A 12,005-nucleotide genomic window follows, 5' to 3' on the forward strand; every position below is an offset into this window, starting at 1 on the left:
AACTGGCGTCGAGCATCGAGAACGAGGTGGAGATGACTACCCAGCCAGAGACCGCGACGACCATCCGCCGCGCCGGAACCGCCGACGACCTGGCCGCCGCCGCGCGGCTCCTGGTCGACTTCAACCGGGAGTTCGGCGAGCCCGCCCCCGAACCGGACGAGCTGGCCGCGCATCTGGCCGACCTGCTCGCCGCGGGCGACACCGATGTCCTGCTCATCGGCACGCCCGCGGTGGGCGTCGCGGTGCTGCGGGCGCGCGTCAGCACGTGGTCGGCGACCGTCGAGGTGGATCTCGACGAGTTCTACGTGGTCCCGGGCGTACGCGGCCGCGGCCTCGGTTCGGCCCTGCTGGCCGGTGTCCTCGATCGCGCCCGCGAGCGAGGGGCGACCTTCATCGGCCTGTCGACGTCGGAGGACGACACCGCGGCCCGGCGGGTCTACGAGAAGCACGGCTTCGCCTGCCACGAGGGCGCCGCCGCCGGACCGATGGCCCTGTACTACCAGCGGGACCTGGACTGATCCGGCGGGTTTCGTAGGCTCGACCGGGTGACCCCACGCCACCTGGTCGACGTCCACCTACTGCTGATCCGCGACGGCGCGCTCCTGCTGAGTCTGCGCCGCAGCGGTGACGAGTACGACCACCGCTGGCATCTGCCGTCGGGCAAGGTGGAGCTCGGCGAGTCGGTGACGGCCGCCGCAGCCAGGGAAGCCGCGGAGGAGGTCGGGGTGGACATCGACCCCGCCGCGCTGCGGCTGATCCATGTCGCGCACGTGACCGCGCCCGGCCGGGACGCACGCCTCGGGCTGTTCTTCCGCGCCGATCGGTGGCAGGGCGAGCCTTTCAATCGGGAACCCGATAAATGCTATGCGGTGCAGTGGTTTACACCGCATGAACTCCCCGCGGATCTGATCGAGTATTCCGCGCTCGGAATCGCCGCGCTGAATTCGAACGAGCCCTATTCCGAATTCGGTTGGGCAGGCGCCTGATCAGATGCGGCCGAATCGGCGACGGCGGTCAGGAATATCGACAGCGGGCGGGTGAGTTGCTCGACGCTGTCCGGCGTACCCGCCGGTACGTCGGCGCGGGTGCCCGCGAGCCGATCGAAGACCAGGCCTTCCAGTAGCGCGAGGAAGTCGCCCGCCGAGTCGAGGGGCTGGGCCGCGCCGAGGGCGGTGAACAACTCGGTGGCCCGGTCCAGCGAGAACAAACTGCCTGCCAGGCGGGACCGCGCCGGGGGATCGGCGAGCACCTCGACGATCAGCGCATGGCGGGCGATGAGCTCGTTGCGGCGCTGGTCCAGCAGCTGATCCAGCCAGCCGGCGACCCCGCGCGTGATGTCGTCCGCGGGCCCGCCCTGGCGGCTGAGCCCGGTCTGTGCTGCGTGTTTGCCGAGCGAGCCGGGCCTTTCGCGCATCGCCGCGAAGTCGGCGCGCGAGCGCGCGGTGATGCCGTCGGCGACCGCTTCGATCAGCGCCTGCCTGGTGCGGAAGTAATAGGACGCCGAGCCGAGCGGCAGTCCCAGCCGGGAGTCGAGCGCGCGGTGGGTGAGCGCGCGGATTCCGCTGGTCGCGATGAGGTCGATCGCGCCGGTCACCAGCTGTGCGCGGCGGTCTGTGGACATCGTCACCTTCCCTGGTCGTCGTTCCGTCGGTCCTCTACAACTGTAGAGGACCGAGGAGGTTGGCATGACACCAGGAACGGTTGTTCTGGATCCGGCGCAGGTCGCGGCGGCCGACGCGCTCGCGGCGCTGCTCGATCGCCACGGCAGGCCGCGCAGGCGTCATCGCGGCGTCTACCTGCACGGCAGGCCCGGCCGCGGCAAGACGATGGTGATGGACCGGTTCTTCGCGAGCGCGGCGCCGGAACGCAAGCGCCGCTTCCACTTCCACACCTTCTTCGCCGCGCTGCACACGGCCGCGCACACGCTCGGCTCCATCGAACGGGCCGTCGGTGACCTGCTCGGCGACGCCGATCTCGTGTGTTTCGACGAGTTCCACGTCCATGACATCGGCGACGCCATGCTCATCGCCCGCCTGCTCGAGACCCTGTTCGCCGAGCGCCGCACCCTGGTCGTCACCTCGAACTACCCGCCACGCGAGCTGCTGCCGAACCCGCTGTTCCACGACCGATTCGTGCCGACCATCGAGCGCATCCTGGCCCACCTCGACGTGGTCACCCTCGACGGACCGCTGGACTACCGCACCATCGGCGCCCACCGTGACAGTGGTTTCGTCGCCGGTCGCTACATGCTCGCGCCGGACGAACCCACCGACGACGGCGTCGACCTCGACCTGGGCGACGGCCGGACCGTGCGGGCGCGCGAAGTCGACGGCGACGCGGTCACCTTCGACTTCGCGCACCTGTGCGGCGCGCCGACCAGTGCCGCCGACTACCTGCGCCTGACCGGCCGATTCCGCCGCTGGACCGTCTGCGCGGTCCCTGCGCTGCGCACGGTGCCACCCGACTGGGCGATGCGCCTGGTCAATCTCGTCGACGTCCTCTACGACGCCGACCTGCCCTGCACGATCCACGCGCCCGAGCCGGTGACCACGCTGACGGCGGGCGTCCCCGCGGTGCCCGACCTGGCCAGAACCGCGAGCAGACTCGGTGAGTTGCCCCTGGTCGGCGCGGCGATCGTTCGCGGCGCGTAACAAGACACGGAATTCGGGGGGACAATAAATAGGGAGGTCATCCAAACTATCGATTTCCTCCCGAGCGAACCACTCGGCGTGTAACTATGTGGCTGTTTTGTGCAGGCTCTGGGGTTTGGTGGTACAGCTGTGATCGGGGTGAGTCAGCCCATTCCGCGTGCGATCGTCGTGATCGCCCTGCTCGCCGCCGCGACGATCGCGTTGCGGGGTTATCTCCCCGGTGCCGGACCCGCCGAATCGAACGGCACGCCCTCGCCGCTGCTGGTCGCGGTGATGCCGGTGTTGCTGCTGGTGTCGGTCGTGATCCTGGTCGCCGGGGTGATCGCCAGTCAGCATCGTCTCCCGCTGGCCATGCCGCAAGCCGAACGTGAAGCGACACCGCGCTTCCGGTGGCGCAGGCTGGCCCTGCTCGGACCGATCGTGCTCGCCGTGATCGCGCTGGTCTTCGCCGGCGGCGTCACCGCACTGTTCCTGCTGCCGGGAGCGCGTCCGATGCGCCCGGCCTCGGAGACCCTGCCGGAGGGCTCGGGTCCCGTCCCGACCCCGACCGACGCGCCCGCACCCGATCCCGGCACCGGTGCCGCCGAACTCACCGGCACCGCGCTCATCATCGCCGCGGTGCTGGCCGTCGTGCTGATCGTGGTGGCCCTGCTCGGACTCGTCGTGGTCGCGATGGCCACCCGCCGCGAGCCCGTGCAGGCCGCCGCGGCCGCACCCGAGGTCACCCCCAGCGCGGTCGACTCGCTCACCAGGGCCGCCGAGATGGGCCTGGCCGCGATGAACGCGCCGGGCCAGGACCCGCGCACCGCGATCATCGCCTGTTACGTGGCCATGGAGCGCGGTCTGTCCAGCGACCGCGCCGCTCGCCCGCAGGCCTCCGACACCCCCATGGAAGTGCTGGCACGCGCGTTCGAAAGCGGTGTGCTGCACGACGCTTCGGCGCGCGAGCTGGTCGCGCTGTTCGAGGAGGCGCGGTTCAGCCCGCACTCGATGCTCGAATGGCAGCGCATGCGCGCCGAACAATTGCTGCGCATCGTCCTGTCCGATCTGCAGCGAAGGCTGGTACCCGCATGAGCGCGACAACGCCGGAATCCGGTGCGGCGATGAGCCGTTCGGCCGTCATCGTCACTGCGGTCGTGGTGGTGCTGCTGATGGAGGTCGCGCTGGTGCGGATGGCCCGCGACACCGTCCTGCTCGCCGTCGCCCTGCCGGTCGCGATCGCGCTGGCCACGCTGCTGTGGTCGCTGCGCAGGCGCGTGGTGCGCGAGGAACCGCTGACCGAGTACATCGACAACGGCCCGGCCGAGATGCTCGGCCGCTGGCACGCGCGCGCGGAGATGCTGACCGCCCGTGCCGACGGCACCCGCGCCGACTGGGACCGCCACCTGCGGCCCCTGCTGGCCAAGGAATTCGAATTGTCGACCGGATTGCGGGTAGCCAAGAACCGGCGGGCCACCGAGGTGGCCGGGCAACTGCAGTTCGGACCCGAACTGTGGCGCTGGGTCGACCCGGCGAATTCCGCACTGCGCGACCAGACCGGTCGCGCGCCGGGTAGGGAGGCGCTGGACGAGATCCTGCGCCGATTGCAGACGATGTGAGGGGTTAGAGGCCACCGATGACCATGCCGTTGAACGTGACCGTCCAGCGCTCCGACGCCGTGCTGCGTGAGCTGGGCCGAGTCGTGGTCGGCAAGCGAGATGAGTTGCAGCTCATCATGATCGCCGTGCTGTCCGGAGGACACATCCTCATCGAGGACCTGCCAGGTCTGGGCAAGACGCTGATCGCGCGGTCCTTCGCGGCCGCGCTCGGCCTGGATTTCACCCGCGTGCAGTTCACACCCGATTTACTGCCCGCCGACCTGCTCGGCTCGACGATCTACGACATGTCGTCGGGCCGTTTCAACTTCCGTCGCGGTCCGGTTTTCACCAATGTCCTGCTCGCCGACGAGATCAACCGCACCCCGCCCAAGACGCAGGCGGCGCTGCTGGAGGCGATGGCCGAGGGGCAGGTGAGCATCGACGGCGAAACCTTCCTGCTGCCACAGCCTTTCATCGTGCTGGCCACCGACAACCCGATCGAGTACGAGGGCACCTACCCGCTGCCGGAGGCCCAGCTCGATCGCTTCGCCATCCAGCTGCGGCTGGGGTATCTGTCCGAGCAGGACGAGACGCAGATGATCCGGCGCAGGCTCGAACGCGGCGCGACGCCGCCGCAGGTCGGTCAGGTCGTCGACGCGCAGGGCCTGATGGAGATGCGCCAGTCGGTCGAGTTCGTCACCGTGCATCCCGATGTCGTGAACTACGTGGTCGCGCTCGCCTCGGCGACGCGCAGCCACCCGCAGGTCGAGGTCGGCGCCAGCCCGCGCGCCGAGCTCGATCTGGTGCAGATGTCGCGGGCCCGCGCCCTGCTGCTCGGCCGCGACTACGTGATCCCCGAGGACGTGAAGGCACTGGCGGTGCCCGCGATGGCGCACCGCATCACGCTGCGGCCGGAGATGTGGGTGCGCCGCATCCGGGGTGAGGACGTCATCTCCGAGCTACTGCGCCGGCTACCGGTGCCCCGCGCCACCAGCACATGAAGCACCGCGACGAATCCAGGACGGTCGAGGTCGACCTGCGCTGGCGGCCCGCCCCGCTGGTGTTCATCCTGGCCGGGTGCGCCGCGGCGGCACTGGTCGTCGCGGTGTTGCGCGGGCAGTGGCAGCTGGTGGTCTTCGCCGCCCCGATGCTCGGTGTGCTCGCCACCGCGCCGTGGCAGCAGAACCCGACCAGGATCCAGGTCGACGGCAGCGGCACGGTGCGCTGTTTCGAGGGCGAGGTGGTCGGCTGCAACGCCGCCGCCTTCGTCGACAGCGGGCACGCGCTGCTGCGGATGACGCCCGTCCCGCTGACCGGCCTCGAGGTGGAGGTCGAGGAGTCGCACGATTCCGGCGGCGCGCCCGCCGGCCTCCAGCTGGCGCTCTCGGCGAAACGCTGGGGCCGATATCCGGTGCAGGTCGAGGTCTCCGCGCTGAGCCCGGCCGGCTTGGCGGTGGCCACCGCCGAGCTGCCCGCGGCCGAGCTGTACGTGTACCCGATCGCCGACCCGCAGCGAATGCGCCTGCCGCGCACCGAACTTCCCGACCGGATCGGCACCCACCTCACCCGCAAGCACGGTCCCGGTGTCGAGTACGCCGACATCCGCGCGTACGCGCCCGGCGACCAGTTGCGCACCGTGAACTGGCCGGTGAGCGCGCGCCGCGGCAGGCTCTATGTCACCGAACGCTTCACCAACCGTTCCGCCGACGTGGTCGTCCTGGTCGACACCTCCCAGCAGGCGCCAGGCCCGGCCACCGCCTCGCTGGAGCTGTCGGTGCGCGGCGCGGCGCAGGTGGTGCAGTCCACCCTCCAGGCCGGCGACCGGACCGCGGTGGTGTGCCTGGGCGACACACCGCGCTGGCTGCGTCCCGACATCGGGCGCAGGCAGTTCTACCGGATCGTCGACACGGTGCTCGGTGTCGGTGACGAGCACGTCGAGACCACCGGAACGCTGGCACCGCACGCCGCGGTGCCGATCGGCGCGATCGTGGTCGCGTTCTCCACCCTGCTCGACACCCAGTTCGCGCTCGCCCTGATCGACCTGCGCAAACGCGGTCACGTGGTGATCGCCGTCGACGTGCTGCGTGGGACACCGTTCGAGGACGGCCTCGACCCGACCATGGCCAAGATGTGGCAGCTGGAGCGGGCCTCGATGTACCGCGACATGGGCACCGTCGGCGTCGACATCATCGCCTGGCCCGCCGAGACCAGGCTCGATCAGGCCATGCGCCTGCTGCCCGACCATCGCCGAACAGTCCGGGTGCGCCGATGACCAGATTCCTCGCCCTGCTCGCCGGACTGCTGCTGGTGGCCGCGGTCGCGCTGATCAACCCGTTCGCCGGGGTGGCCGCGCTCGCGCTGGTGATTGTGAGCTGGTGGTGGCGGCCCGCCGCCGTCGGCGCGGTGCTCGTGGTGATCGCGGCGCTCGCCTTCGCCGACGTCGGGGTGATCGCCGCGGCCGCGACCGGCCTGGTCGCCACCACCTACCTGCTCAACGCCGCCGTGCTGCACGCCCCGGAAGGCGTTGTGCCGACGACGATTCCGTCGGTCGGCGGCGCGGTGCTGTTCACCATCGCCGCCGCCACCGCGGCCCTGGTCCCGGTGGAATTGAGGTGGGCGCCGCTGGCCGCGCCCATCCTCATCGTCCTCATCTACGCCCTGCTGGTCGGCGGACTCACCCTGCGCCCGCCCGCCGGTTAGCCACGCGCTACCCGAGCAGGGCGCCCAGCCAGTGTTCGGGCTCCAGCCAGACGGTGACGTGCTCGCCCAACTGCTCGTGCGCGAAGACCAGGTACTGCTCGAGGGCGTCGCCGCTGAGATACCGCGCCGCGATATCGGCGATCTGCGCGCCGGTCGAGGGCTGGACATCGGCCACCGGTCCCTCCACCGACACGTACTTCACCTCGGGCTCGACCGTGTCGACCATCAGGGTGAATCGACCGGCCTCGGTGATCGCCCGCATCTTCGCCGAGGCGGGCAGGGTGGTGATCCACGGCCGGTCACCGGGGGTGTAGGCGTACCAGATGGGGACGGTCAGCGGGCCCCGAGCGGAGCGGGCGACCGACAGCGCGGCCACGTGCGGTCGCGCGAGAAACTCTTGCTTTTCCGTGTGTGTGAGCGCCATCGTCCGATGGTCGCACCGCGCACCGACAGGTCTACCGCGCGCAAACGAATGCCCTGGTGACGAGACCGGCACGGGCCGATCCGCCACCAGGGCAGTGTTTCGATCAGGCGATCTTCAGCGCGATCTCGCCGAGCACCGGCGCGTCCTCGCGTTCGACCACGGTGGCGGCGCCGATCAGCTCGTCGCCCTCGCGCCACACCTTGATCCGCAGCGTCTCGCCCGGGTACAGCACCCCGGCGAACTTGGCCCGGAAGCCGCCGACCCGGCTCGCGTCACCGTCGAGCAGGCCGTCGGTGAGCGCCTTGCAGACCACGCCGTAGGTGCACAGGCCGTGCAGGATCGGCGCGGGGAACCCGGCGCCCTTGGCGAACTCCGGGTCCGAGTGCAGCGGGTTGCGGTCACCGCAGAGCCGGTAGAGCAGGGCCTGCTGCGGCAGCGTCGGGATGATGAGCTCCGCGTCGGGCGCCCGGTCCGGCAGCGCGGCCTTGGCACTCGGGCCGCGCTCGCCGCCGAAACCGCCCTCGCCCCTGGCGAAGATCGAGGAGCGGACGGTCCACAGCGGCTCGCCGTCGGAGCCGACCACGGTGTTCTCCTGGACGATCACCGCGTTGGCGCCCTTGTCCCAGATCTCGCTGATCCGGCCGGTGCTGCTCGCCTTGCCGCTGGCCGGAATCGGCTTGTGCACCACCACTTCCTGGTGGCCGTGCACGACCTTGGCCAGGTCGATCTCGATGCCGGGGAAGCTGACCCGCGGCGCCTCGGTCTCGCGCAGGGTCGGCGCGACCGTGGCGAACGTGGGCAGCACCTGGGGCGCCTGGTCGTCGAGATAGGTCAGCTCGACCGGGTCCGTCGGGTGCGCGCCCGCGCCGAGGCCGAGGTGGTAGAGCTGCACGTCGGTGGGCGTCCAGCTGAACTCGCGCTCCGGCAGCGGGGCGCCGAGCGCGGTCTGGAGGTCGATGGGCATTGCTTACTCCTGCGAGGTCGGGGTCGGTGCGTGCGTCACGCGGTGGCTTTCGCCTTCTCCGCGATGTCGAGCACCGCGAGGTAGGCGAAGGTGATCGCGGGGCCGATGGTCGCGCCGGGGCCCGCGTAGGTGTGGCCCATCACCGGCGCGCTGGTGTTGCCCGCGGCGTAGAGGCCATCGATCACCGAATCGTCTTCGCGCAGCACGCGACCGGCGGTGTCGGTGACCAGGCCGCCCTTGGTGCCCAGGTCGCCGGGGACCATCTTGGCCGCGTAGAACGGGCCCTGCGAGATCTCGGCCAGGCACGGGTTGGGCTTCACGGTGGGGTCGCCGTAGTAGCGGTCGTAGTGGCTGTTGCCGCGACCGTAGTCCTCGTCCTTGCCCGCGGCCGCGAAGCCGTTGAACCGGGTCACCGTGGTGCTGAGGCTCTCGGCGGGCACGCCGATGCGCTCGGCCAGTTCCTCGATGGTGTCGGCCTTGACGATGTAGTCGTTCTCCAGCCAGCGCGAGGGGAAGCGCTGCCCCGGCTGCAGCCCGGCGAAGATGTAGCGGTTGCGGTAGCGCTGGTCGAACACCAGCCAGGCCGGGATGTTCTCACCCGGGCCCGCGCCCTGGCCGTACTCACCGCCGTACATGGTGTGCACCGCCTCGACATACGGCGCCGACTCGTTGCCGAACCGCTCGCCGCGGTCGTTGACCATGATGGTGCCGGGCAGATTGCGCTCGGCGAGGGCGAACCAGGGCTTGCCGCCCTTGAAGATGGTCGGACCCCACCAGGCGTCCTCCATGAATCCGACCGTCGCTCCCGCTGCCATGCCCGCGACGATGCCATCGCCGGTGTTGGCCGCGGCGCCCGTTGTCCACTCAGTGGTTATCGGCTGCCGCTGGTACTTGGCGCGCATGTCGGCGTTGTGCTCGAACCCGCCGCTGCCGAGCACGACGCCGTAGCGCGCGGTGAAGGTGACCGACTCGCCGTCGACGGTGGCCTTGACCCCGGTGACCTTGCCGTCGGTGACCACCAGGTCGGTGAGCGGGGTGTTCAGCAGTACAGGGACGCCCGCGTCGAGCAGGCCCTTGCGCATGGCGGCGATGATCGCCTGGCCCATGCCGAGCAGGTGCTTGCCGGTGAACTTGGCCAGGTAGGTGCGCGCGCCGACGCGCAGCGCGCGCATCATGCCCTTGGGGTGGCGCTTGATCAGGTTGAGCCGCACGAAGTCGGCCTGCATGACGACCACGTTCAGCGGCGCCTTGGCGTAGGGCGGTTCCAGATTGGCCAGCTCCGCGCCGAGCACCTTGCCGTTGAACGGCGTCGGCTCGCACGAACGCCCGTCGCCGAGGCCGCCCGGAGCCTCCGGGTAGTAGTCGGAGTAGCCGGGCACCCACTTCATCTTCAGCGGGGTGTGATCGAGGACGAAGTCGAACGCCTCGGCGCCGCGATCGAGGTAGGTGTCGATCTTCTCGGCGGGCACCACGTCGCCGATGATGCTGTGCAGGTAGGTGCGCGCGTCCTCGCGGTCGTCGGGCCGGCCGGAGGCCTTCAGCGCCTTGTTGCCCGGAATCCACACGCCACCGCCGGATCGGGCCGTCGACCCGCCGTAGTGCGCGGCCTTCTCCAGCAGCACCACGCTCAGTCCCTTGTGGGCCGCGGCGAGGGCGGCCGTCATCCCGGCGGCGCCGCTACCGACCACCACCACATCGTATTCCCGATCACTCATGTGCAACACGTTATAGAAGGGGTCCGATGTTTGACAGTCCAAACTGGAACTTGTTCCAGTGGGCTCGGCGTTTCCCCTCCACATACTGGAACGTGTTATAGAAATCACCTGAGGTTGCGTTGTATTGTCAGGTGAATGGGCGACGGTCGTCCGGGAAACCCGTTACAGTTTTGTGGTCTGGAGGCCTCGCTGTGCGGCCTGCTCCGACCGACGTGTTGCCACAACCATCGACCGTGCTGCCAAGGAGGTCCGCGTGCTGCCTGACGCGGTACGAACTCAACTCGCCGACGAACTGGCCCGTGCCGAAGACGATCGGGTGGCCGTGCCGCCGCTCGTCGACCGGTATCCCGACATCGACGTCGTCGACGCCTACGAGATCCAGCTGCTCAACATCCGGCGCAGGCTGGGCGGTGGCGCGAAGATCGTCGGCCACAAGGTGGGGCTGTCGTCGAAGGCGATGCAGGAGATGATGGGCGTCGACGAGCCCGACTACGGTCATCTGCTCGCCGAGATGGAGGTCTTCGAGGACGTTCCCGTCGACACCTCCAAGTACCTGCTGCCGCGCGTGGAGGTCGAGGTCGGGTTCGTGCTCGGCGCCGACCTGCCCGGCGAGGACTGCACCGAGGCCGACGTGCTGGCCGCGACCGTCGCCTACGCGCCCTCGATCGAACTCATCGACTCGCGCATCAACGACTGGAAGATCGGTCTGACCGACACCATCTCCGACAACGCCTCCTCGGCCGGTTTCGTGCTCGGCAAGGAGCGCGTGGCGCCCGGCGACATCGATATCAAGGGCATCGACGCCGTGCTCACCCGCAACGGTGAGGTCATCGCCGAGGGCCGCAGCGACGCGGTGCTCGGTGATCCGGTGATCGCGGTCGCGTGGCTGGCGCGCAAGGTCGCGACCTTCGGGGTGCGGTTGAAGAAGGGCGACATCGTGCTGCCCGGTTCCTGCACGCGCGCCATCGACGCTCGCCCCGGTGACGACTTCCACGCCGAGTTCTCCGGACTCGGTTCCGTCCGCCTGCGTTTCAGCTGACCAGACTTCCCAAGGAGTACACCGTGACCAGCAAAGTCACCGCCGCGATCGTGGGGTCCGGCAACATCAGCACCGACCTGCTCTACAAGCTGCTGCGCTCGGACAAGATCGAGCCGCGCTGGATGATCGGCATCGACCCCGACTCGGAGGGGCTCAAGCGGGCACGCGGGCTGGGTCTGGAAACCTCCGCCGAGGGCGCGGACTGGCTGCTGGCCCTCGACGAGAAGCCCGACCTGCTGTTCGAAGCCACCTCCGCCTACGTCCACCGCGCCTACGCGCCGAAGTACGAGGCCGCGGGCATCCGCGCCGTCGACCTGACCCCGGCCGCGGTCGGCCCGGCCGTGATCCCGCCGGTCAACCTGGACTCGCTGCGTGACGCGGCGAACGTCAACATGATCACCTGCGGTGGCCAGGCCACGATTCCGATGGTCAACGCGGTCTCGCGGGTCGTGCCGGTGTCCTACGCCGAGATCGTGGCCTCGGTGTCCTCGGTCTCGGCCGGTCCCGGTACCCGCGCCAACATCGACGAGTTCACCAAGACCACCTCCAAGGGTGTGGAGACCATCGGTGGTGCCGAACGCGGTAAGGCGATCATCATCTTGAACCCGGCCGAGCCGCCGATGATCATGCGCGACACCATCTTCTGCGCCATCCCCGAAGACGCCGACCGCGACGCGATCTCCGAGTCGATCTTCCGGATGGAGAAGTCGATCCAGGAGTACGTGCCCGGCTACCGGCTGCTCAACGATCCGCAGTTCGACGATCCGTCGCTGGTGTCCGGTGGCCTGGCGAAGGTGTCGATCTTCGTCGAGGTCGAAGGCGCGGGCGACTTCCTGCCCCCGTACGCGGGCAACCTCGACATCATGACGGCCGCGGCCACCAAGGTCGGCGACGTGCTGGCCGATCAGATCATCTCGGCTCGGGTGTAAGGAGAT

General features: G+C 69.6%; 14 protein-coding genes. 10 read left to right on the forward strand and 4 right to left on the reverse strand.

Annotated elements, in window-relative coordinates; translation table 11 throughout:
• The first annotated feature begins 32 nt into the window (after nt 1-32).
• A complete protein-coding gene (locus tag AB0L91_RS14350) occupies nt 33-518 on the forward strand; it encodes a GNAT family N-acetyltransferase (RefSeq protein WP_365010032.1) in 486 nt (161 codons plus the stop codon).
• A gap of 27 nt (nt 519-545) precedes the next feature.
• Nucleotides 546-986: an NUDIX domain-containing protein gene (locus tag AB0L91_RS14355; protein WP_355270763.1), complete on the forward strand. Its 441-nt coding sequence runs from the start codon at nt 546-548 to the stop codon at nt 984-986.
• Here AB0L91_RS14355 and AB0L91_RS14360 read toward each other — a convergent pair.
• Complete coding sequence (locus AB0L91_RS14360; RefSeq protein WP_365010035.1) at nt 956-1,621, reverse strand: transcriptional regulator; 666 nt, start codon at nt 1,619-1,621, stop codon at nt 956-958. The two genes, AB0L91_RS14355 and AB0L91_RS14360, sit on opposite strands and share 31 nt — an antisense overlap.
• A gap of 64 nt (nt 1,622-1,685) precedes the next feature.
• Here AB0L91_RS14360 and zapE point away from each other — a divergent pair, with 64 nt between their 5' ends.
• The 6 genes from zapE to AB0L91_RS14390 all read left to right on the forward strand — a co-directional run bounded on the left by zapE (nt 1,686) and on the right by AB0L91_RS14390 (nt 6,928).
• Nucleotides 1,686-2,651, forward strand: a complete 966-nt coding sequence (gene zapE / locus AB0L91_RS14365) for a cell division protein ZapE (protein ID WP_365010037.1) — start codon at nt 1,686-1,688, stop codon at nt 2,649-2,651.
• Between the two features lie 138 nt (nt 2,652-2,789).
• Nucleotides 2,790-3,725, forward strand: a complete 936-nt coding sequence (locus AB0L91_RS14370) for a DUF4129 domain-containing protein (protein WP_365010039.1) — start codon at nt 2,790-2,792, stop codon at nt 3,723-3,725.
• The gene (locus AB0L91_RS14375) at nt 3,722-4,249 is read left to right on the forward strand and encodes a hypothetical protein (RefSeq protein ID WP_365010041.1); all 528 of its coding nucleotides are present in this window, start codon (nt 3,722-3,724) and stop codon (nt 4,247-4,249) included. Before AB0L91_RS14370 ends, AB0L91_RS14375 begins: the two co-directional genes overlap by 4 nt.
• Before the next feature lie 17 nt (nt 4,250-4,266).
• Nucleotides 4,267-5,229 carry a MoxR family ATPase gene (locus AB0L91_RS14380; RefSeq protein ID WP_357346233.1) on the forward strand — a complete coding sequence of 321 codons (963 nt, stop codon included), beginning with the start codon at nt 4,267-4,269 and terminating at the stop codon, nt 5,227-5,229.
• The gene (locus AB0L91_RS14385; protein WP_355270773.1) at nt 5,226-6,500 is read left to right on the forward strand and encodes a DUF58 domain-containing protein; all 1,275 of its coding nucleotides are present in this window, start codon (nt 5,226-5,228) and stop codon (nt 6,498-6,500) included. The genes AB0L91_RS14380 and AB0L91_RS14385 overlap by 4 nt, the downstream gene beginning before the upstream one ends.
• A complete protein-coding gene (locus AB0L91_RS14390) occupies nt 6,497-6,928 on the forward strand; it encodes a hypothetical protein (RefSeq protein WP_355270774.1) in 432 nt (143 codons plus the stop codon). The genes AB0L91_RS14385 and AB0L91_RS14390 overlap by 4 nt, the downstream gene beginning before the upstream one ends.
• Nucleotides 6,929-6,935: 7 nt before the next feature.
• On the opposite strand, the gene AB0L91_RS14395 is transcribed toward AB0L91_RS14390, so the two are convergent.
• The 3 genes from AB0L91_RS14395 to kstD form a co-directional block, all read right to left on the reverse strand.
• A complete protein-coding gene (locus tag AB0L91_RS14395; protein ID WP_365010043.1) occupies nt 6,936-7,352 on the reverse strand; it encodes a pyridoxamine 5'-phosphate oxidase family protein in 417 nt (138 codons plus the stop codon).
• A gap of 103 nt (nt 7,353-7,455) precedes the next feature.
• Nucleotides 7,456-8,316, reverse strand: coding sequence for a MaoC/PaaZ C-terminal domain-containing protein (locus AB0L91_RS14400; protein ID WP_365010045.1), 861 nt, complete (start codon nt 8,314-8,316; stop codon nt 7,456-7,458).
• A 35-nt stretch (nt 8,317-8,351) separates the two neighbouring features.
• Complete coding sequence (gene kstD, locus AB0L91_RS14405; RefSeq protein WP_365010047.1) at nt 8,352-10,031, reverse strand: 3-oxosteroid 1-dehydrogenase; 1,680 nt, start codon at nt 10,029-10,031, stop codon at nt 8,352-8,354.
• Between the two features lie 253 nt (nt 10,032-10,284).
• Here kstD and AB0L91_RS14410 point away from each other — a divergent pair, with 253 nt between their 5' ends.
• Both AB0L91_RS14410 and AB0L91_RS14415 read left to right on the forward strand, forming a co-directional pair.
• Nucleotides 10,285-11,070 (forward strand): 2-keto-4-pentenoate hydratase, encoded by a 786-nt coding sequence (locus AB0L91_RS14410; RefSeq protein ID WP_365010050.1) that lies wholly within the window; start codon nt 10,285-10,287, stop codon nt 11,068-11,070.
• A gap of 23 nt (nt 11,071-11,093) precedes the next feature.
• Nucleotides 11,094-11,999: an acetaldehyde dehydrogenase (acetylating) gene (locus AB0L91_RS14415; protein WP_365010054.1), complete on the forward strand. Its 906-nt coding sequence runs from the start codon at nt 11,094-11,096 to the stop codon at nt 11,997-11,999.
• The last annotated feature ends 6 nt before the right edge of the window (nt 12,000-12,005 follow it).

Origin of the sequence: Nocardia sp. NPDC051833, from assembly GCF_040681225.1 — a bacterium.
In the GTDB taxonomy this organism is placed as follows: domain Bacteria; phylum Actinomycetota; class Actinomycetes; order Mycobacteriales; family Mycobacteriaceae; genus Nocardia.

What these genes read in the sequence shown, in the direction of transcription:
- AB0L91_RS14350 (WP_365010032.1), top strand. Translation starts at nt 33, where the DNA reads ATGACTACCCAGCCAGAGACCGCGACGACCATCCGCCGCGCCGGAACC.
- AB0L91_RS14360 (WP_365010035.1), bottom strand. Translation starts at nt 1,621, where the DNA reads ATGTCCACAGACCGCCGCGCACAGCTGGTGACCGGCGCGATCGACCTC.
- zapE (WP_365010037.1), top strand. Translation starts at nt 1,686, where the DNA reads ATGACACCAGGAACGGTTGTTCTGGATCCGGCGCAGGTCGCGGCGGCC.
- AB0L91_RS14375 (WP_365010041.1), top strand. Translation starts at nt 3,722, where the DNA reads ATGAGCGCGACAACGCCGGAATCCGGTGCGGCGATGAGCCGTTCGGCC.
- AB0L91_RS14380 (WP_357346233.1), top strand. Translation starts at nt 4,267, where the DNA reads ATGACCATGCCGTTGAACGTGACCGTCCAGCGCTCCGACGCCGTGCTG.
- AB0L91_RS14385 (WP_355270773.1), top strand. Translation starts at nt 5,226, where the DNA reads ATGAAGCACCGCGACGAATCCAGGACGGTCGAGGTCGACCTGCGCTGG.
- AB0L91_RS14390 (WP_355270774.1), top strand. Translation starts at nt 6,497, where the DNA reads ATGACCAGATTCCTCGCCCTGCTCGCCGGACTGCTGCTGGTGGCCGCG.
- AB0L91_RS14395 (WP_365010043.1), bottom strand. Translation starts at nt 7,352, where the DNA reads ATGGCGCTCACACACACGGAAAAGCAAGAGTTTCTCGCGCGACCGCAC.
- AB0L91_RS14400 (WP_365010045.1), bottom strand. Translation starts at nt 8,316, where the DNA reads ATGCCCATCGACCTCCAGACCGCGCTCGGCGCCCCGCTGCCGGAGCGC.
- kstD (WP_365010047.1), bottom strand. Translation starts at nt 10,031, where the DNA reads ATGAGTGATCGGGAATACGATGTGGTGGTGGTCGGTAGCGGCGCCGCC.